Origin of the sequence: Janthinobacterium sp. LS2A, assembly GCF_036543145.1 — a bacterium.
GTDB classification, from domain to species: Bacteria; Pseudomonadota; Gammaproteobacteria; order Burkholderiales; family Burkholderiaceae_D; genus Janthinobacterium; species Janthinobacterium aestuarii.
This window is the reverse complement of the sequence record NZ_JAZHPB010000001.1, coordinates 1,166,801-1,185,976: the sequence shown is the minus strand read 5'-3', so window position 1 is coordinate 1,185,976 and position 19,176 is coordinate 1,166,801. Positions and strand designations below refer to the sequence as shown.

Here is a 19,176-nt window from a genome sequence, read left to right as displayed (position 1 = left end):
GCCATGCCGCGGATACGCTGCCATCGAGGCGTTCGACCTTACTGCAAGCGGCGATTCAAGACGATGAGTTCCGCATTGTCCGCGATATCGCCTGCCATCGGGTAGAGCACGACCGCATAACCATGCTCGGTCGTCTTGTTGATGCTGGAAATGATCAATTTGTCACGCTGTATGGACAGCACCTCGTTTGTCAGCAAGTTCCTGTAGCCTTGCTCACCTTTGCTATAGAATATTTCCAATAAATTATCATTTTTCGTGGTCAGCCAGCCGTTTCCAAACTCGCTATTGAAACGCGTGACAAAAGTGTCGTCAGCGATTTTGACCGGCAGCCATGTATTGAACAGTGGATCGGCAAAGTCCACCAATTCAATGATTTCGCTTGTCCCATCCGAATCTATTTTTTCGATAATGATTTTATCTTTTGCTTGCGCCAGAAGATAAGAATCTTTGTCGAAGGATGCGCTTAATGTCTGCAAGACATCGATATCATGCGCGTCGATTTCCCTCGAGCGCGTGACGTTGCCTTTTTCATCGATCTCCCGGTGCAGGAGCAAGCTGCCGTCATGGGCCAGCAAATGAATCACCTTGTTGCAAATGGCAATTCTGTTATTTGCGGGTAATGGAATCTTGACATTGTGTTTCTTCTTCAGTTTCCCATTGATAAACTCGATGGCCAGGATTTTGTCCGGTTTGTTATCCTCAAAAGGCACATCGTGAAATATCGAATATGCGTCCGTTGTACCAATGAAGTCTCCCGTACATGGACGGCTGCCCTTTGGCATTTCCACATCTTCACGGTGAAAGATGGGAATGCTGATTTCCAGTTCCTTATCGGGATGATAGGGAATGACGGAGACATAGTTTTCCTGATCGGGGCTGAGGAACAGTGTCGGCAAAATGCCGTCATCCTCGACGTAGTTGTCGATACTGCCATCGATCTCGACAGTCGTATAAACCAGCTTGTACGTACCGTTTTTTTCGTACACATAGTTCGATAGCAGCGTCTTTTGGCCACATGAAATACTGTCTTTTGCTGATATTTTTATCTCAGCAAGCAATATTGTCATGGTAGCCAAGTTGCCCTGGGTAATGGACGATGCAAAGGGCGTTACCTTGTCGAGGTTTTTCATGCGTCAGCTAATCTCCTTATCTTATTGCTTATTGCTTATTGCGCCGCCAATCCCAGTTTCAGTCCCACCAGCTTGCCCGGCGCGGCCTCCGTTTTTTCCGGTGCACCGGCGCTGACCCTGGCCGCGGGCGTTCCATCCTGCTGCAGGGCGGCCAGAATCGCCGCGCTGCGCTGGGTGCCCAGCTTGCTCAAGGCGTCGGCGGGCAAGGGCTGCTTGGCTTCCAGCTGCTCGCGCAAGCCCTTGTAGAAGGCGCCCGTGTCGGCCACTTGCGGCTCGCCTTCGATCAGCTTGCCCAGACGTTGGAATACGGGGATTTTTGCCGGAGCCGATGCGGCTGCTGATGCCGTCTCTGCCGCCGCTGTGGCTGGGACGGCCGATTCCGCCGCCTTTTTCTGTTTGTCCAGCTCGGCCTTCCCGAAGCGTTCGCCGTACAGGTCGCGCAGGGCGCCCCGTATCTTGCGTTCGCCCAAGTTCAACGGTCCCGGTTCTTCGCCCGCTTCCAGCTTGATGCCGGCCTTGGCGACGACGGCGCGGCGCACGGCCTGGGCGCGCAGGGCGGCCGCATCCGTATCGCTGTACTGGCCAGGCACGGCCAGCTTCAGCTGTTCGCGCTTGGCGAGGATTTGCGCCACCTGCTTGAGCTTTTCCCGCTCGGGCGGCAGCAGCACGGCGCTGCCCGCATCGAAATCGATAGCTTCGAGCTTATCGGCACTGATGCCGAGCAAGTTGCCCAGCGCGCGGAACGGCGCCGTGACGATTTTCGTCAGCACATTACCCACGGCTTTCCAGATCAGGGCGCCATAGCTGAATTGCGGGTCGTTCATGTCGCCCGACACGGGCAAACCCAGGTCGATGCGCCCGTCGCTATCCTTGAGGATGGCCAGCGCCAGTTCCAGCGGCAGCTTCAAGGCGTCCGGGCTGTCGATGCGCTCGCCCAGGGTCAGCTTGTCGAGCACGATCTGGTTGGTGCCGTCGAGCTGGCGGTTGCGTACCTTGTATTGCAAGTCCAGCGAAATCTTGCCTTCTGCCACTTTGTAGCCGGCGAACTTCATCGTGTACGGCGAGGCGGACACCATGTCGACATTCTTGAAGACGACGTTCAAGTCCGTGTTGTCGGTCGGGGCGAAGGGATTTAATTGGCCACGCACGCGGGCCAGGCCGAATTCGTCGATGCGGCCATCGAGTTCGATCTGGCTGCGCGCATCGCGTTTCGTCGACAGGCCCGTGACGACGCCATTGAGTTCATAGATCTTGGCGGCGAACTGGGGTCGCAAGCTGAGGTCGGCAAAGTCCAGCTTGGCGTTTTGCAGGCGCACGCGGCGCACGCGCACGGGGAAGGCGGCGTCGGCCGCCGGCGTGGCGGAGGCAACGGGAGCCGGCGCAGGTGCAGTGGCCGTGGCCATGGCAGGCTCGGGCGCCTTGACCAGCAAACGCTGGGCGTTGAGGCTGCGGTCGTTTTCGATGATCAGCTGAGCGTTCGGTTCGACCACACGCAGTTCGGGGATGTCGACAAAATCGGGGCCCACGCTGGCTGTCAACTTGTCGGCGCGCACGCTTTTCCAAGAGGCAAAGCGCTTGCCATCCGTTTCATTGAGCACGAGGCCGGCAATATCGACGCCGCCCACATAGCGGACCTTGGGCGCTTTCGGCGCGCCGCCGCCCGTCGTCAGGCGGCCGCTGCCGGACACTGCGCCACCCGCCAGCTTCAGTTTTACGTGCTGCGCCAGCAACGGTTGCACGGGCGCCAGGGTCAGCTGTTTCAAATTCAGCTGCGCATCGACGGCGCCCGTGCCCGGCACGAACTTGCCATTGGCCGTCAATAGGCCGCCTTCGCGCAGGCCCACGCCCAGCTCGAACGGCAGCGCCTGTTTCATATCGTTGCTGACGTCTTGCAGTGACAAACGGGCATCCTGCACATTGACCTTGATGCCCGTGCCCGCGTCATCGAAACGGGCGTCGAACTTGCTCAGTTCCACCTTGTCTATCTTGGTGGACCAGGGCGCGGATGGTGCATCCTTGCCCGCGTCGGCTTTGCTGGAGGCAAACACGGGCAGCTTTTGCGCAATCGCAAATTCTCCCTGGCGGTTGCGCGCCAGGTCGATCTGCGCGCCGCTGGCTGTCACGGCCCCCAAGTGCACGGTATGCGCCGCCAGGTCGATCTTGCCTTCTGTAAAGCCCAGTTGGGCCAGCTTGAACGGCGTTTGCGCGCCCCGTTGCATGGTGAGGTCGGCCAGGCCGAACTGTGCGCCGTCGATGACGGTGGCCATGCCCGATGGACCTTGCTGCAAGGCCAGTTGCAGGCTCAGCTGCAGTTGCTTGGCGCTCAGCTGCAAAGCCGGCGAAACGGTTTCATCGATGGCGGACACGTCCACATTGGCCAGCGCCAGCTGTTTCAAATCCACTTTCCACTTGCCGGGTATGGATGGTGCGGCGGGCGTGGCGGCGGCAGATGCTGCTGGTGCGGGATTACCGGGCAGCATCAGGTTTGCCACATCGATCTCGCCCTTGCTGTCGCGGCGCACGGCGACCTTGCCGCCGACCAGGTTGACCTTGTCGACCGTAACGCTCTGGCGCGCCAGGTCCACGTTCACGCCGGCGATGCCCAAGGTGTTCAGCGACGTAAAGGCGTCGCTCTTGCCACTTTGTACCAGCGCCAGGTCGCGCAAGGCCAGGCCGGCGCCTTTGACGGTGGCTTCCAGCTTGCCGTCCGCATAGGAAAAAGCGTAGGGCAGGCGCGCCGACAGCTTGCCGCTGGCGACAGTCGCGCGCGTATAGGCTTTCAAGTACGCGGCCAGGCCGGGCAGGGAAGCGTCGTTCAGTATCAGTTCGCCTTCGCCGCGGATGGGGCTGAGCGAGGCCGTGCCGCGCCAGTGCAGCTTGCCGCCGCGCGCCGCATCGGCACTGAGGCTGTAGCTGCCGTTGGCGTCGGGCAGGGTGGAGATATTATCGAGCGTAAAGTTGATCGGCGTGAAGTTGTCCGCATAACCGGCCTTCTGGTCTTGCCAGTCGACTTTGCCTTGCTCCAGCGCAAAGTGGGCGATGACGAGGCGCGGCATGCCGCCTTCGCTCTTTTCCGGATGGTTGCGTTGCCAGGTGGCCAGCACTTCGGCCAGGTTGAACTTGCCGTCCGGCGTGATCGTCAGCTGCGCTTGCGGCGCCGTGATGCGGATTTCCGCCAGGCTCCAGGCGCGGCGCACGATGGATTTCCATTCCAACTGCACGGCCAGGGCGCCGATGGACAGCAGCGGTGCATTGTTTGCGCTGGCCGCTTCCTTGAAAGCGATCTTGTCCACTTCCAGGCGCAGGGTAAACGGGTTGAAGCGCACGTCGGCGATGCTGGCCTGGCGCGCGAGTTCTTTTTCTGCAAATTTGGGTAACTGGTTTTTGATGACGTAGGGCACCAGCCAAAAGCCGGCCGCACTGTAGGCGGCCAGGGCGCAGCCCGTGCCCAGGGCCCAGCGCTGCCAGCGTTTCCAGCGAAATGTTTTCGTCTGCACGCTTTTGTTGTCGATTGTGTTCACGAACTTACCTTTTAGTATCTTGTTAGGCGGCACGTCTTGCGCGCCGTGACTGTCAGTATGCCTCTTTGCGGCCTCGTCTGCAAAATCCAAACGTGTTCAAGTGATAACAGGCGCCCAAGGGAGCTAGTTTCTTCTGTAAAACTCACACAAACTCACCTTTTCTTGATAATGATTCTCATTATCGGTATCATGTGCGCTAACCGTAAGTTTCCGCTTGCCCCAATTTTCCAATTGAAAGTCTGACGCCATGCCTGTTGTCACTCCCCGCACCCGTTTACTTCCAGTGGCCGCAGCCTTGTCGCTGGCCTTCGCTTCCCACGCCGCGCTGGCGGCCAATGCGGCCGGCGGCCAGGACGAGCCGACGGCTGGCGATGAGAAAGTCATGCAAGCCGTGCAGGTGACGGGCGCCCGCGCGCAAGGGCTGGTGCCGCTGACCACGGAGGCGGGCAGTTTCCGTGGCGCCAGCATCATGGACGTGCCGTCGACCGTCAACGTGATCACGCGCGAATTGCTGGAGCAGCAAGCCGTGTCCGGCCTGTACGACGCCGTGCGCAATACAGCCGGCGTGACGCGCCAGCAAAACGGGGGAGAGACGTGGGATCAGCTGGTGATACGCGGCATCGGGGTGGAAAACCGCACGAATTATCGCCTCAACGGTTCCCTGCCCATCATGAACTTCTCGCAAGTGCCCATGGAAAACAAGGAGCGGGTGGAAGTGCTGAAGGGCGCCTCGGCCCTGTACTACGGTTTTACGTCGCCGGCCGGCGTCGTCAATTTTGTCACCAAGCGGGCCGGCAGTCAGCCCGTTACCAGCATGGGTTTGAGCGTCGACGACCGTGGCAGTGCCGTGGCGAATGTCGACGTGGCCCGCCGTTTTGGCGCGCAGCAGGAATTCGGCGTGCGCATCAATGCCGCTGGCGGCACCCTCGGTTCTTACCTGGATGATGTCGGCAATGGCAACCGCCGCTTCCTTTCCACGGCGCTGGACTGGAGAGTCACGAACAAATTGTTGCTGAAAGCCGACCTCGAGTACGAGCGCCGCAGGGTGACGGAGCAGGCGGGCGTGGCCTTGCCCGCGGCCGTGAAAGGCGTGATCAGCTTGCCGCGCGCCGTCGATCCGCGCAAGCTGATCGGCCCCGACTGGTCGAATTTCGAAGCGCAAACGAAAAACGCGCAATTGCGCGCCGACTACGCCATCGCCGATGGCTGGGCTTTGACGGTGGAGGCGGGCCACGCGGAAACGGCGCGCGACCGCCGCCTGGCGATCTTCCGCCTGAACAACGCAGCCGCGCTGGCCACGGGCGCGGGCCGCATCACGGGCAATATCCAGCACAGCGTAATGACGTCGGACTTGCTGCGCGCGGAACTGGCCGGCAATTTCAAGACGGGTTTCATCGCCCACGAACTGACCCTAGGCGCGTCGCGCACGGACAAATCGCAAGATCCGATTTACCAGAGCAATTACACGATCGCCTCGCAAAACCTGTACAACCCAGTGCCCGTGACGACTGTCGTGTTCGGTCCCAAGCCGACGGCGCCGACGACGGCCGGGCTCGACACGCGCGACACGGGCTTGTATGCGCTCGATCGCATGGTGTTCAGCCCGCAATGGCAAAGCGTCATCGGCGTGCGCCGCAGCAGCTATCAAAGCGACCAGGGCGCCAGCCACTACGATGTCAGCAAGACGACGCCGATGGCCTCCTTGATCTACAAGGCCACGCCCGAGCTGTCGTTCTACGCCTCCACGGCGCGGGGGCTGGAAGAGGGCGAAACGGGCCCGACGGGCACGGTCAACCAGGGCATCAAGATGGCGCCTGGCGTGAGTAAACAAAAGGAACTGGGCGCGCGCTGGCTGACACCTGGCGGCACCTTGCTGTCTGCGGCGCTGTTCGACATCACGCGCCCCGGCTACTACACGAATGCCAGCAATGTGTTCACGTCGGACGGCGAACAGCGCTACCGTGGCCTGGAACTGTCGACCCAGGGCAAGCTGACGCGGCAGTTGTCGTGGCAGACGTCGGCCCAGTTCCTTGACCCCAAGTTTGCGCACATCAACGCGGACTACAACGGCAAGGCGCCGGAAAACGCGTCGAAACGCACGGCCAGCGCCTTCCTCGTCTACGCGTTTGACGCCGTGCCGGGCCTGTCCGTCAACGGCGGCGCGTATTACTACAGCGCCCGTCCCGTCAACGATTTGAACCAGGCTTTCCTCGGCGGCGTCAGCCTGTTCAGCGCGGGCGCCCGCTATGCGAGCCGCGTGATGGACAAGGCCGTCGTGTGGCAGTTGAACGTGGAAAATGCGGCCGACAAGCGCTACTGGGCCGGCGCCGGCACGCGCCTGGCATCCGGTGCGCCGCGCGCCATCAAGCTGTCGATGAAGGTGGATCTATAAGGCTTGACCTGCGCGCTGTCCACGGGTGATCTGCGCTGATACAATGTTGCCATGTTCATCAGCAAAGGCAAGGCCGGCATCGTCCTGTGGATCGCGTGTATCGCCATCTTCCTGGCCACGCTCGCCCCTACGGTGTCGCGCGCGCTGACGGTCGCCAGCGGCCTGGCCGTGCCCAGCCTGGAAATCTGCTCGGTGGCGGGCGGCATGAATATGCTGGCCGCAACATTCTCCACGGATAAGCCCGATACCAAGAGCAGCATGCGCATAGGCGATTGCCCGTGCTGCAGCATGCATGCGGCCGCCCTGGATATTCCCCCAACGACTCTCGTGCTCGCTTCCGGCGAGCTCATCACGGGCTTGCTGCCCCTGCTGTTCTACCAATCCGCCACACCCTTGTTCGCCTGGACACCCGTCCAGTCCCGCGGCCCGCCCGCCGCTTTCTGATTTTTTCATTTCCCGTGTGAATGGCGTTTTTGCCGCGCCGATTGTGCGCGCGCAGCCGTTCGCCTTGTCTACTCAGAATGTGAAAGCAGCATCATGAAACATTTACCAATATTGATTTCCCTCGCCATCGCCATGCCCGCCTTGGCGCAAACGCGCACTGAACAGGTTCTGCCTGAAATGAAAGTCATCGTCACGGCCATAGGCGACGGCTACCGTCCTGCCGCCGACACGGCGTTGATGCTCAGCAGTACACCCGGCTACAGCGTGGCGGCCGGCGGCGGCGTGTCCGGCTTGCCGGTGGTCAATGGCTTTGCCGATGACCGGCTGAAAATTCGCATCGACGGCATGGAATTGACGTCGGCCTGCGCCAACCACATGAATGCGCCGCTATCGTATATCGATCCGCAGCAAGTGCAGCGCATTCGCCTGATCGCGGGTGTGACTCCCGTCAGCGCGGGCGGCGACAGCATAGGCGGCACCATCGAGGTGCAGTCGAACGCGCCCGTGTTCGCCCAGCCCGGCGCGGGCCTGCTCACGCAAGGCAGCTTTGCCGTGTCGGGACGCAGCGTCAACAACAGCGTGGCGACCAGCGTGAATGCATCTGCCGCCAGCGACAGCCTGAGCGTCGGCTACACCGGTGCCTACACGCGCGGCCACAGCTATGAAGATGGCCACGGCAATACCGTGCTGGCCAGCATGTTTGAAAGCATCAACCAGTCCATCGTGCTGGCGGCCAAGCGCGATGGCCAGCAGCTGACCCTGCGTGCCGGCGTGCAGCACATCCCGTACCAGGGTTTTCCCAACCAGTACATGGACATGACGGACAACCATGGCCAGTTCGCCAACCTCGCTTACAAGGGCGAGTTCGGCTGGGGCGTGCTTGACGCGCGTGCCTACTGGCAGCAGACGGACCATGAAATGGGCTTTTTCACACCCGAGCGCACGGGCACCATGCCGATGATCACGCACGGGCGCAACACGGGCTATGCGCTGATGGCCAGCCTGCCGACCGCTGCAGGCGAGTTGCGCCTGGGCCAGGAGTGGCATGGCTTCCGTCTTGACGATTACTGGCCGGCCGTGCCTGGTTCCATGATGATGGGACCGCGCACCTATCTGAACATCAACGACGGCAAGCGCGACCGTACCGTGTTGTTTGGCGAACTGGAAACGCGCCACGATGCGCGCTGGACGAGCGTGCTGGGCTTGCGCGGCGAATCCGTGCGCATGGACACGGGCGACGTGCAATCGTACGGCACCAACATGATGAACATGCCGGACGTGATGGCCGCCAGGGCTTTCAATGCGCGCAGCCGCAGCCAGCGTGACACGAATATCGATGCCTCGGCGCAAGCGACCTTCACGCCAGACGCGGCCAGCAGCTATGAATTCGCGCTGGCGCGCAAGGTGCGTTCGCCGAACCTGTACGAGCGTTACTCGTGGGGGCGCGGCTCGATGGCGATGACCATGACCAACTGGTTTGGCGATGGCAACGGCTATGTGGGCAGTATCGACCTCAAGCCCGAGACCGCTTACACGGCGGCCTTCACGGCCGACTGGCATGGCGGCGGCGAGGAGGGCTGGTTCGTGCGCCTCAACCCCTATTACAGCAAGGTCGACAATTACATCGACGTCGACGTGCTGTCATCTTTCCACCCGTACATGAAAATGGGCGCCAACGGCAATTTGCTGCGCTTTGCCAACCACGACGCCAAGCTGTACGGCGCTAATCTGGCGTGGCAGTTGCCGCTGGCCAGTAGCGCTCGCTGGGGCAGTTTCATGGCCACGGGCAACGCCGCATACACGCGGGGCAAGCGCAGCGATGGCGGCGACCTGTACCGCATGATGCCGTTCAACGCCTTGCTGGCCGTCGAGCACAAGCTGGGCGCCTGGAGCAACAGCATCGAAACGAAAATCGTGGCCCGCAAGGACAAGGTCGACGCGCGCCGCGTCGAACCGGAAACGGGCGGCTACGCGCTCGTCAACCTGCGCAGCAGCGTAGCGCTGAGCAAGATGGCCAGCCTGAGCGCGGGCGTGAGCAACCTGTTCAACCGCGCGTATGCGGATCCGCTGGGTGGCGTGTATTTGTCCGGCTTGAAAGCGAACGGCGGCGCCTTGCAAGCGTTGCCGGCCGAGGGCAGGTCGATTGATCTGGGGCTGCAACTGAAGTTCTAAGGCGGGTAATCAGCGGGCGCCTTCCTGCGCCGATGCGCACGGAAGGTGCCTGCCGGCATTGCCGCATCGGCGAGCGCCTGGGGTTTGTGACAATGTGCGCGTGTATCTTTTTCAACACCATCCTCTGGCTATCCGGCACAGCGCCATCAATTCCCACCGCCGTTCTTTTTCCGCCGTGACCCCGTGAGGACGCGCAGCGCGGTGGCGATCGGCACCTTGTTCTTGGCGAGGTAGGCGGCGGCCGTGGCCGTATCGAGCATCTCCTGGAAAATAATGCCGACTTCGACCTTTTGGGCCGTCAAGTCGTCCTGCCTTGCGCAGTCGAGGATATCCATATTCGTAGCAGTGACCTTGTCGTTCTTGGAGCGCATTTTTGCCTCGGTAGAAAAGAGAAAAAATGTCTCCTTTTATTTGCCTTTAAGATAACTTATTTTTGTGACTTTGTGGTAATTTTTCTTTAATCGATAGTGCATTCAGGAATTAAATTTAGCTATCGTCAGGGATAGGGCTGCCGGTTCTGGTATTGCTTGACGGAACATTTGGCTGCATAGTGGGAACTGCAATCAAACGGCGTTTAGCTGATGAGGCCCAAAAATTATGACAAGTAATGCCAAACTGGCCGTCCTGATCGATGCGGACAATGCCCAGGCGTCGATCATCAAGGAATTGCTGACGGAGGTATCGACTTTTGGTACCGCATCGGTGAAGAGAGCCTATGGAGACTGGACTACGCCCAATTTGAAGGGCTGGAAGGAAGTCCTGCATTTGATGGCCATTCAGCCGATCCAGCAATTCAGCTATACGACAGGTAAAAATTCGACGGATTCATCGTTGATCATCGACGCCATGGACTTGCTGCACTCGGAAAAACTGGACGGTTTTTGCCTGGTATCGTCCGACAGTGATTTCACGCGCCTTGCGACACGGATTCGCGAATCAGGACTGGCCGTATATGGTTTTGGCGAAAGAAAGACGCCGCCAGCCTTCGTCGCCGCCTGCGACAAGTTTGTCTATACGGAGATCTTGCGGCCGGTGACGTCGCCTCCTTTGGCAGAAAAGCAGCAAAAACCGTTACATGCACTGGCGCCTGTCTCCCTCGACGCGGATACGCGCGAAGTGCTGCGCAAGGCCATTATCGCCGCGGCGCGTGATGACGGTTTTGCCTCCTTGAGTGGCGTCGGTAGTCTGATCTTGAAGAATAATCCGGCCTTCGACCCGCGCCACTATGGCTGCCAGAAATTGAGTGAGCTGGTGCGTCGCCTTCCTTTCATTGAAGTCAAAGAAGTTCAAAACGAAAAGAATCCCGCCATGCATCTGTACATCAAATTGAAATAGGGAAGCAACCGGGCCATCATGACAGATGATCCACCGTCACCCATTGCCTGATCAACCATCGTTTGCCAGTGGCGCCCGGATACGGTCTAATCATGGCTTGTTCCTTTACGAGCTTGCCATGCTGCCCACTTCCGCCATCGTCGCGCTGCGCGAAAAATTTCCCCTGATTACAGAACTGATGGCCTTGCAGCCCTTGAGCTGGTTCAATCCCGGCATTGCGCCGGCGGCCGAGGGCCTGAAAGACGTGGGCTTGACGGCGGATGACGTGGCGCAGGCCAGTGCGCGTCTGGCCCGTTTTGCGCCGTATCTGGTCAAGGCTTTCCCGGAAACCCAGGCCAGCGGCGGCGTCATCGAGTCGCCCGTCGTGCCGTTGCCCGCCATGCAGGGGGCATTAGACATGACAAGCGGTCAGCTGTGGCTCAAGCAGGATAGCCATTTGCCCATTTCCGGCTCGATCAAGGCGCGCGGCGGCATCTATGAAGTGCTGAAACACGCGGAAACGCTGGCGCTGGACGCAGGCTTGCTGAAAGAGGGCGATGATTACAGCCTGCTGGCCAGCGACGCCGTACGCGCCTTCTTTGGCCAGTATGCGATCGCCGTCGGCTCGACGGGCAATTTGGGCCTGTCGATCGGCATCATGAGCGCGCGCCTGGGCTTTCGCGCTACCGTGCACATGTCGGCTGACGCGCGGCAGTGGAAAAAAGATAAATTGCGCAGCCACGGCGTCACCGTCGTCGAGTACGCGACCGACTACAGCGTGGCCGTGGAAGCGGGGCGCAAGCAGGCGGAAAGCGATCCCACCTGCCACTTCGTCGACGATGAAAATTCGCACGATCTGTTTCTCGGCTATGCGGTGGCGGGCCAACGCCTGAAAACCCAGTTCGCCGCAAAGAACGTCACGGTCGATGCGCAGCACCCCTTGTTCGTGTATCTGCCGTGCGGCGTGGGTGGCGGCCCCGGCGGGGTGGCCTTTGGCTTGAAGCTGGCCTTTGGCGACGATGTCCACTGCATCTTCGTCGAGCCGACCCACTCGCCATGCATGCTGCTGGGCGTGTACACGGGCTTGCATGATGGCATCAGCGTGCAGGAAATCGGCATCGACAACCTGACGGCCGCCGATGGCCTGGCCGTGGGACGCCCGTCCGGCTTCGTCGGGCGCGCCATGCAGCGGCTGATTGACGGCTACGCCACCGTCACGGATGAAGAACTGTACCGCTTGCTTACGACGCTGGAACAAACGCAAGGTTTGCGCCTGGAACCGTCGGCCGTGGCCGGTTTCGCGGGCATTCCTGCCGTGCTGGCCGCGCCGCAATACCAGCAGCACATGGAAGCGGCCACGCACCTGGTGTGGGGCACGGGCGGCAGCATGGTGCCGGAGCACGAAATGGCCGCTTACGTGGCGCGCGGCCGCGCCTTGCTGGCGGCCGGCGCCGCTTGATGCCGGCCGGCGCACCGCGCATGGCGACGCTGACGGCCAGCCAGTTTGCCAACCTGCACACGTTTCTCGTGGCGGCGCGCCATGCCAGTTTTGCCTTGGCCGCGCAGGAACTGGCGCTCACGCCCAGCGCCGTCAGCCACCGCATTGCGCGGCTGGAAGCGGGCCTGGGTCTGCGCTTGTTCCAGCGCCTGACGCGGCAAGTAAAGCTGACGCAGGATGGCGAGCGCATCTTCGCCGCGCTGCAAATCGGCTGGGATGGCTTGCATGCGGCGCTGGCCGGCGGCGATGCGCTCACGGGCAGCATCACCGTGCATGCGCGCCCCTCCATCGCCCAGTGCTGGCTCGTGCCGCGCCTGGCAGGTTTCACGGCGCAGTATCCGGACGTGTCGATCGATTTGCGCGTGGGAAATGATAGCGTGGACTTTCGCGCGGGCCAGGTCGACCTGGCCTTGCATTACGGCGACGGCAGCTTTCCCGGCCTGGCTTCGCGCAAGCTGATGGGCGAATGGCTGGCGCCCGTGTGCAGTCCGGACTATGCGCGCGAACACGGTTTGCTCGATGCGCCGTATCAGCTTCAAGGCGCGACGGTACTGCACGACACCCTGGCCTGGCCCGCCTGCGCGCCCGATGCCGAGTGGCGGCTGTGGCTGAACGCGCAGGCGCCCGAGGTGACCTTGCCCGCGCGCAGCCTGCGTTTCGACCGCGCCGACCTGTGCGCGCAGGCGGCCATCCACCACGCGGGCGTGGCCATGGGCCGGCGCCAGCTGGTGCAGCCGTGGTTGGACAGCGGCCAGCTGATCCTGCCGTTTGGCGGCTTTTCCTTGGCCAGCCCGCAGGCGTATTATCTCGTGCACAGCGGGCGCGCCGCGCTGCCGGCAAGAGTGCAGGCCTTGTTCGACTGGCTGGTGGGGCAGGCGATTTGATACACTGCGCGCCTTGTTCAAGAAAACGCACGAAGGAAGCACCATGCACGCATCATCCCCACTGACCTCCACGCCGCCACAGGAATTGCGCACAACTGCGCTCGCCTGCCTGCTCGAACCGGACCCGGCAACGAAGGTGGCGATGGTGGCGGCCATGGCCGAGGCCCAGCTTACGCTCGATGCGCACCTGCCTTTGGCGCCGACCGGCGCCGTGCCGGGCCGTCCCGAACGGCCGGAACTGGTGCCGCCGCGTCTGGTGGGGCGGCGGTCGATGATCACGCCGGAAGGGCGCGCCATGCTCGTGCATGCGCTCGCGCATATCGAATTCAATGCGATGAATCTGGCGCTCGACGCGCTGTGGCGCTTCCCCGATTTGCCCTTTGATTACTATACGGACTGGCTGCGCGTGGCGAAGGAGGAGGCCACGCACTTTGCCATGCTGCAGGCGCACCTGCAGGTGCTGGGCCACACGTATGGCGACTTCCCCGGTCACGACAGCCTGTGGGAAATGGTCGACAAGACGCGCGGCGACGTGCTGGCGCGCATGGCGCTCGTGCCGCGTACCCTGGAAGCGCGGGGGCTCGATGCGATTCCGCCGCTGCGCGCCAAGCTGGCGCAGGCGGGCGACATGGCCGCCGCCGCCATCCTTGACATCATCCTGCGCGATGAAGTGGGGCACGTGGAAATCGGCAACCGCTGGTATGGCTACCTGTGCGATCAAAGGGGCCTGGAATTGCGCGCCACCTATGCCGAGCTGGCGCTGCGCTACGAAGCGCCGACCCTGCGCGGCCCGTTCAACCTGGAAGCGCGGCGGCGGGCGGGGTTTTCGGAGCTGGAACTGTCCGATCTGCCCGCCTGACCATGCTTACGGATGGGCCGTGATGCTGATGTGCCAGTGGCTCAGGTGTCCCGCCTCGATGTGCACTTTGGCCGGTTTGTTCCAGGCGCCAGCGCCGGGGATATTGTCGGTAGTGGCGGCGGAAAAACGCCCGTCGACGAGGGCCAGCTTGATGAAGCGGGGGCCGATGTAGATCACGCGCGTGCTGGACTGCGCCGCTTCGTTGGCCAGCATGGCGCGGTTCGCCGCAATCCACGCCACCAGGGCTGCCAGTTTCGGCTTTTGCGCGGGGTTGGCCACCACTTCCGCCTTGGCGGCATTGATCAGATTTTGAATGGCGGCGCCATCGTTCTGGCCGCCCAGTGCGTCCGTGTAGCCGCCCGCGCCGTCCGCGTAGCGCAAGTCGATCTGCTGGCCGTCGCTGTGGCCGCTGTGGCCGAGGATGGAGCGGCCCGTCGCCGTCTGCGTCACGTGCTGGCCGCTGATGTCGTCGAAACGGTAAGCCTTGCCTGCCAGCCAGGCGATGGCCAGGCGCGTGGCCCACGAATCGCCGCCAGGGTCGCGCGTGCCATAGCGCCGCGCCGCCAGCGCCGCCTCGTTGTCGGCCAGGTACAGGGGGATGTAGGCCGTGTCGCCCTTGAACTCCACTTGCCCCCCTTCGGCGGGGTCCGAGCTGGCATCGACATTATCGATGCGACCCTTCAGACGCACCGTGACGACGGCCTTCTTGTCGAGCTTGGCGCCGGCAAAGGCGGGCAGCACCAGGCTGGGAAATTTTACGGTGCCGGCGGTCTTGGTATTGGTCTGGGACAATAGATTCTCCGCACTGAAGGCGGGATTGCCCCCGCCCGACGAAATGCCGATGTTGACTTCCGTAATCGTCGCCGCCGCCGGCGTGTAGTGCAATTCCAGCGGCAAGGTGTGCGTGGCCGTGGCCGTTCCTTGCGAGACGGAAACATACGGCCCCGCCAAATTGCCCGTCAGCTTGATCGGCTGCAGCACGGGGTGGGCGGCCTGGTTCGGCGAGCTGAACTTCGCCAGCGTCACCTTCAAACCCTTGCACGCGAGACTCAGTTCCACCGTCGTCACGGTGGCCAGGGCGCTGTCGCCGATATTCGTGGCGCTGACGTTGCCGCCCAGGCTCAACGCCCCATCCTTGGTTTGCTTGCTGACGTCGACGCACTCCGTCCTGACGATGCTGCCTTGCGTGAAGTGCGACTGGTTGACGGCGCCCGTGGCGGCCAGGTTGACGCCGGGCAGCCCTGTCACGGCGTACGACCAGGTATCGTTGTACTGGCTTTGCGCCGTCGTGTAGGTGGGATACTCGGCCGTGCTGACGGTGATTTTCACGCCCACGTTTTTCGTGTCCTTGGGTACAGTGAAGGCGATGGGCGAGGTGATGGTCTGGTTTTGCGCGGCGGCAATGGCCGTGAAGGTCTTGCTGCCCTCGTCATCCTGCGGCGTGTCTTCGCCCGCGGCGCGGGGGCTGGCGGGCAGGTCGCGCGCAGGCGGGCCGGCGCCATCCTGCGTGACGCTGCTGGCCGCATAGGTCTGCGCCCCGCCGCGCAGGGCCAGGCTCGCCGCATACGGATAGACGATGTCGACATTGACGTTGCTGCTGTTCTCAAAAACGACGGCACTGACGCTGACCACGTTCGGGTGGACCAGGTCGTTCAAAGTCAGCTGGTAGGTATCGGGCAGTACGCCGTCGAAGTGGAAGGCGCCCGTGGCGTCGATCACGGCGACTTGGCGCTGGTGGTTGTTGTAGCCGGCCAATAACATCTTCTTGCCGGCCAGCCCCGTGGCATTGCCGCCCGCCGGCGTGCGCAGCTGTCCTTGCAGCACGATGCCGGATTTGATGACGATCAAGGCATAGCTGGCCGTGAACTCGCCATCCTGCGAGACGAAATTGAGGTTCAGGTCGTAGCTGCCGTTGGGCAGGGATACCAGCAGTTGTTGCATGGCCGTGGCGCCGATGCTGAAGGTGCCGCTGGCCGCATCGAACGTCCAGTAGGTCTTGAGGCTGATGGCCACGCCATTCGGGCCGGACAGCAGGCCGTCGCTGTCATCCTGCAAGGCCATGGGGGCAGCATCCACGAGGCGGAACGCGAGGCCGCCCGGCTGCAGGCGGTTGTTGGGCCCCAGTCCCGTGATGGCCAGCACGGGCGCCGTGGTCGGCACGCTGCCGTCATCGTTCGGCTCCACATAGGTTTCCACAGCCGTGGGCAGTTGCGTCTGGATCAGCAGGTCCAGGGTCGTGACCTTGCCGCCCTTGCTGAGGGAAAATTGCGCGTGCTGGTCCACGCCCGTGTCGCCGGGCGTGGAAAAGCGCAGGCTGCCGTCCTGCAGCAGCACGTCCGTCACGGCCCCGCTGGCCTTGACGCTGTCGGCGCCATCGGGAAAGCCCAGCTCGGCCAGCGGCAGCACGATCACTTGCGCGGGCCGTACGGGGTCGAGGACGATGCCGTCGCCGGTACTGAAGGTCCATGTCAGGCCGGAGCTCTGGAAGGCGATGCTGCGCTCGATGCGCACGGTGATGGTGTCGGCGGGCGTGACGGTGGCGCCCGCGCCGATGCTGCCGGCCAGCACGTCGCCATCGATGATGGTGCTGCCTGCGGGCGCGCTGGCCAGCACGGCTTGCACGTTGACGGCCGCTTCGCTGCCATTGTTGCGGATGTGTACGCGGTAGGTGTAGTCCCAGGCCGTGCGGTTGACGCGCTGCTCGGCCACTTTTTCCAGCAAGGTGACTTCCAGGTCCCCGGCGGCCTGGGCGGTGGTCGCACCGGCCAGCATGATCTTCGGCGCGGGCGCCTGCGTGGGGTCGTTCGGGCCGCCGCAGGCGCACAGGGTCAGTGCCAGCGCGGCGCCTACCAGCTGCCGGTGCCGCAGGCAGGCCATGGCCAGTACGCCGGCCAGCAGCAGCCATGGCGTGGACGGCAGGGCGACGGCGGCCGGCTGCGTGATGCCCGCCTCAAGCTCGATGAAGGAGACGGGGTCGAGGATGGAAAACGGCTGGGCGCCGGGGCTGCCCGCGCCCAGGTAGTCGAAGGTGACGGAAAAGCCCGTGGCCGTGGCGCCGGGGCCGATGCCGCCGGCCAGCGCCAGCGCGTCGAGGTAGCCGCTGGCGGGAATGGCGGGATCGGGCTGCACCAGCAGCAGGTCCCAGCCTGGTAGCGTGGAGGCGCTGTGCAGGTTGGCGTACTGGCCCACGCTGAAGAACAGGGTGAATTCCTCGATGGGCACGGCCAGGGTGGTATTGCTGACCGTATAGTCGTAGCGCCACTGCGTGCCGCCCAGCGATGTTGCCGTGTAGCCGATGCTGGCGGCGTGCGCGGCGGACATCGCGCACAGCAGCAGCGCCAGCAGCGCCTGTTTGATAAAGCTCATGATCGTTCCCCCCGTAGACTGGCGCCAAGCGTGCCCAGGCAGGAGGTCAAGCAGGAAGCGTTCCTATATTAATTGTGCTGCAAAAACAAGGGCTTGGCGGAAACGGGACGGAGCAGGTGTCAAATTTTCCGACACGGCACGTTATGGCTGAGCCTGTCAGCGCTGTCCTACCCGTCTTGTCGAAACTGTCTGATTGTATGCCTTGCGGAAACACGCGATGATCGTGTTCATGCTGCAACAGCCAACCAGTCCGACGGAGTACGCGATGCAAAAGCCAGGCCAGTCCATCCACGTGAACAAGCCCTTCCTGCTGATCTGCTTGTTTACGTTCTCGACACTGGCGGCCACCTTGATGAATACGGGCGAGGCACAGCCGGACGATGCCGCGCCGGCACCCGTGGCGCGCGATGCCGGCCATGGCGCCTTGCCTGTCTGCAGCAGCGATGCGCTCACGCTGTCGGCACATTGCCAGCCGGAACGCCGGGCTTGACCGTAGCGGCACCCTGCAGCCGCTGCTGCAGCAAGGCCAGCACGGCCGCTTCCTCCGGCGCCAGCGCCTGCAAATCGTCCTGCATCTGCTGCCGCGCCCGCTCGCGCATGCCTTCCAATAAACTGCCATCGAGATACGATTCCAGCACGGCCGGGTGCACATAGCACTTGCGGCAGATCGTCGGCGTGTTGCCCAGCTTCTTGGCCACGGACTCGATCGCCTGCACGATGTTCTTCTTCGCTTGCGCATCGGAATCGACCTGTTCGAACGCCTGCAGGGCCAGCGCGGCCAGCAGGGTGCCGGACCAAGTGCGGAAATCCTTGGCCGTGTAGTCTTCGCCCGTCACCTCGCGCAGGTAATCGTTTACGTCGCCTGAATCGACGCCGTGGCGCGCACCATCCTCATCGACATATTGGAACAGTTCCTGTCCCGGCAGTTCGCGCATGCGCTGCAGCACCCTGGCCAGGTGCCGGTCGCTCAGGCGGATATCGTGGCGCACGCCGCTCTTGCCCTTGAAGTGGAAGGCCACGGCGCTGCCGTCGACCTGCACGTGGCGCGTACGCAGGGTGGTCAGGCCGAACGATTTGTTCGTGCGCGCATATTCTTCGTTACCGATGCGCATCATCGTCAATTCCAGCAGATGCACGATGGTGGCCAGGACTTTTTCCCGGGGCAAGCCCGGCAGCTGCATGCCGCGTGCGACGGCGGCGCGGATGGCGGGCAGGGCGCGGCCAAAGCTGAGCATGCGCTCGTATTTCACTTCATCGCGCACCTGGCGCCAGCGCGCATGGTAGCGGTATTGCTTGCGGCCCCGCGCATCGCGCCCCGTCGCCTGCAAATGGCCATTCGCGTGCGGGCAGATCCACACGTCCGTCCAGGCCGGCGGAATGGCCAGCGCCTTGATACGCGCCAGGGTGGCGGCATCGCGCAGGACTTTGCCATCCGCGTCGCGGTAACGGAACTTGCCGGGCTTGCCCGATCGGGCGATGCCGCTCTGATGGTCGCCCGTGTAGCGCAGGCCGGCGGCGCGGGCCGTGGTGGTGGCGGATATTTCCATGGATATAGCGTACCTTGTACGCCGCGCACCTGCCGCGCCGTTATGCTAA

Annotated in this window: 13 protein-coding genes; 8 read left to right on the top strand and 5 right to left on the bottom strand. The window is 62.7% G+C overall.

Annotation, left to right across the window (positions count from 1 at the left end; all coding sequences use genetic code 11):
• Nucleotides 1-38: 38 nt before the first annotated feature.
• Both V3C40_RS05440 and V3C40_RS05435 read right to left on the bottom strand, forming a co-directional pair.
• A complete protein-coding gene (locus V3C40_RS05440) occupies nt 39-1,130 on the bottom strand; it encodes a hypothetical protein (RefSeq protein WP_331776786.1) in 1,092 nt (363 codons plus the stop codon).
• A 35-nt stretch (nt 1,131-1,165) separates the two neighbouring features.
• Nucleotides 1,166-4,651, bottom strand: a complete 3,486-nt coding sequence (locus V3C40_RS05435) for a DUF748 domain-containing protein (protein WP_331776785.1) — start codon at nt 4,649-4,651, stop codon at nt 1,166-1,168.
• Nucleotides 4,652-4,898: 247 nt separating this feature from the next.
• Here V3C40_RS05435 and V3C40_RS05430 point away from each other — a divergent pair, with 247 nt between their 5' ends.
• The 3 genes from V3C40_RS05430 (at nt 4,899) to V3C40_RS05420 (ending at nt 9,659) form a co-directional block, all read left to right on the top strand.
• A complete protein-coding gene (locus V3C40_RS05430) occupies nt 4,899-7,043 on the top strand; it encodes a TonB-dependent siderophore receptor (RefSeq protein WP_331776784.1) in 2,145 nt (714 codons plus the stop codon).
• 51 nt (nt 7,044-7,094) lie between these two features.
• Nucleotides 7,095-7,487, top strand: coding sequence for a DUF2946 domain-containing protein (locus tag V3C40_RS05425; RefSeq protein ID WP_331776783.1), 393 nt, complete (start codon nt 7,095-7,097; stop codon nt 7,485-7,487).
• A gap of 93 nt (nt 7,488-7,580) precedes the next feature.
• Nucleotides 7,581-9,659, top strand: coding sequence for a TonB-dependent receptor (locus V3C40_RS05420; protein ID WP_331776782.1), 2,079 nt, complete (start codon nt 7,581-7,583; stop codon nt 9,657-9,659).
• Nucleotides 9,660-9,805: 146 nt separating this feature from the next.
• Here V3C40_RS05420 and V3C40_RS05415 read toward each other — a convergent pair whose 3' ends face one another.
• Nucleotides 9,806-10,030, bottom strand: a complete 225-nt coding sequence (locus V3C40_RS05415; RefSeq protein ID WP_034751205.1) for a hypothetical protein — start codon at nt 10,028-10,030, stop codon at nt 9,806-9,808.
• A 226-nt stretch (nt 10,031-10,256) separates the two neighbouring features.
• Between V3C40_RS05415 and V3C40_RS05410 the strand changes: the two genes are divergently transcribed.
• From V3C40_RS05410 to V3C40_RS05395, 4 genes are all read left to right on the top strand, one after another.
• Nucleotides 10,257-10,994 (top strand): NYN domain-containing protein, encoded by a 738-nt coding sequence (locus V3C40_RS05410; RefSeq protein WP_331776781.1) that lies wholly within the window; start codon nt 10,257-10,259, stop codon nt 10,992-10,994.
• A gap of 118 nt (nt 10,995-11,112) precedes the next feature.
• A complete protein-coding gene (locus V3C40_RS05405) occupies nt 11,113-12,432 on the top strand; it encodes a D-serine ammonia-lyase (RefSeq protein ID WP_331776780.1) in 1,320 nt (439 codons plus the stop codon).
• A 20-nt stretch (nt 12,433-12,452) separates the two neighbouring features.
• The gene (dsdC, locus tag V3C40_RS05400) at nt 12,453-13,355 is read left to right on the top strand and encodes a DNA-binding transcriptional regulator DsdC (protein WP_331776779.1); all 903 of its coding nucleotides are present in this window, start codon (nt 12,453-12,455) and stop codon (nt 13,353-13,355) included.
• Nucleotides 13,356-13,398: 43 nt separating this feature from the next.
• Nucleotides 13,399-14,214, top strand: coding sequence for a ferritin-like domain-containing protein (locus V3C40_RS05395; protein WP_070306039.1), 816 nt, complete (start codon nt 13,399-13,401; stop codon nt 14,212-14,214).
• Between the two features lie 6 nt (nt 14,215-14,220).
• Here the strand turns inward: V3C40_RS05395 and V3C40_RS05390 are convergent, their stop codons facing one another.
• A complete protein-coding gene (locus tag V3C40_RS05390) occupies nt 14,221-17,580 on the bottom strand; it encodes a hypothetical protein (protein ID WP_331776778.1) in 3,360 nt (1,119 codons plus the stop codon).
• 229 nt (nt 17,581-17,809) lie between these two features.
• Between V3C40_RS05390 and V3C40_RS05385 the strand changes: the two genes are divergently transcribed.
• Nucleotides 17,810-18,070 carry a hypothetical protein gene (locus tag V3C40_RS05385; protein WP_219329428.1) on the top strand — a complete coding sequence of 87 codons (261 nt, stop codon included), beginning with the start codon at nt 17,810-17,812 and terminating at the stop codon, nt 18,068-18,070.
• Here the strand turns inward: V3C40_RS05385 and V3C40_RS05380 are convergent.
• Nucleotides 18,030-19,127: a DNA topoisomerase IB gene (locus V3C40_RS05380; RefSeq protein ID WP_331776777.1), complete on the bottom strand. Its 1,098-nt coding sequence runs from the start codon at nt 19,125-19,127 to the stop codon at nt 18,030-18,032. The two genes, V3C40_RS05385 and V3C40_RS05380, sit on opposite strands and share 41 nt — an antisense overlap.
• Between the last annotated feature and the right edge of the window lie 49 nt (nt 19,128-19,176).

Coding starts and splice junctions, on each gene's coding strand:
- V3C40_RS05420 (WP_331776782.1), top strand. CDS start 7,581: ATGAAACATTTACCAATATTGATTTCCCTCGCCATCGCCATGCCCGCC.
- V3C40_RS05425 (WP_331776783.1), top strand. CDS start 7,095: ATGTTCATCAGCAAAGGCAAGGCCGGCATCGTCCTGTGGATCGCGTGT.
- V3C40_RS05380 (WP_331776777.1), bottom strand. CDS start 19,127: ATGGAAATATCCGCCACCACCACGGCCCGCGCCGCCGGCCTGCGCTAC.
- V3C40_RS05415 (WP_034751205.1), bottom strand. CDS start 10,030: ATGCGCTCCAAGAACGACAAGGTCACTGCTACGAATATGGATATCCTC.
- V3C40_RS05395 (WP_070306039.1), top strand. CDS start 13,399: ATGCACGCATCATCCCCACTGACCTCCACGCCGCCACAGGAATTGCGC.
- V3C40_RS05390 (WP_331776778.1), bottom strand. CDS start 17,580: ATGAGCTTTATCAAACAGGCGCTGCTGGCGCTGCTGCTGTGCGCGATG.
- V3C40_RS05385 (WP_219329428.1), top strand. CDS start 17,810: ATGCTGCAACAGCCAACCAGTCCGACGGAGTACGCGATGCAAAAGCCA.
- dsdC (WP_331776779.1), top strand. CDS start 12,453: ATGGCGACGCTGACGGCCAGCCAGTTTGCCAACCTGCACACGTTTCTC.
- V3C40_RS05405 (WP_331776780.1), top strand. CDS start 11,113: ATGCTGCCCACTTCCGCCATCGTCGCGCTGCGCGAAAAATTTCCCCTG.
- V3C40_RS05430 (WP_331776784.1), top strand. CDS start 4,899: ATGCCTGTTGTCACTCCCCGCACCCGTTTACTTCCAGTGGCCGCAGCC.
- V3C40_RS05410 (WP_331776781.1), top strand. CDS start 10,257: ATGACAAGTAATGCCAAACTGGCCGTCCTGATCGATGCGGACAATGCC.
- V3C40_RS05440 (WP_331776786.1), bottom strand. CDS start 1,130: ATGAAAAACCTCGACAAGGTAACGCCCTTTGCATCGTCCATTACCCAG.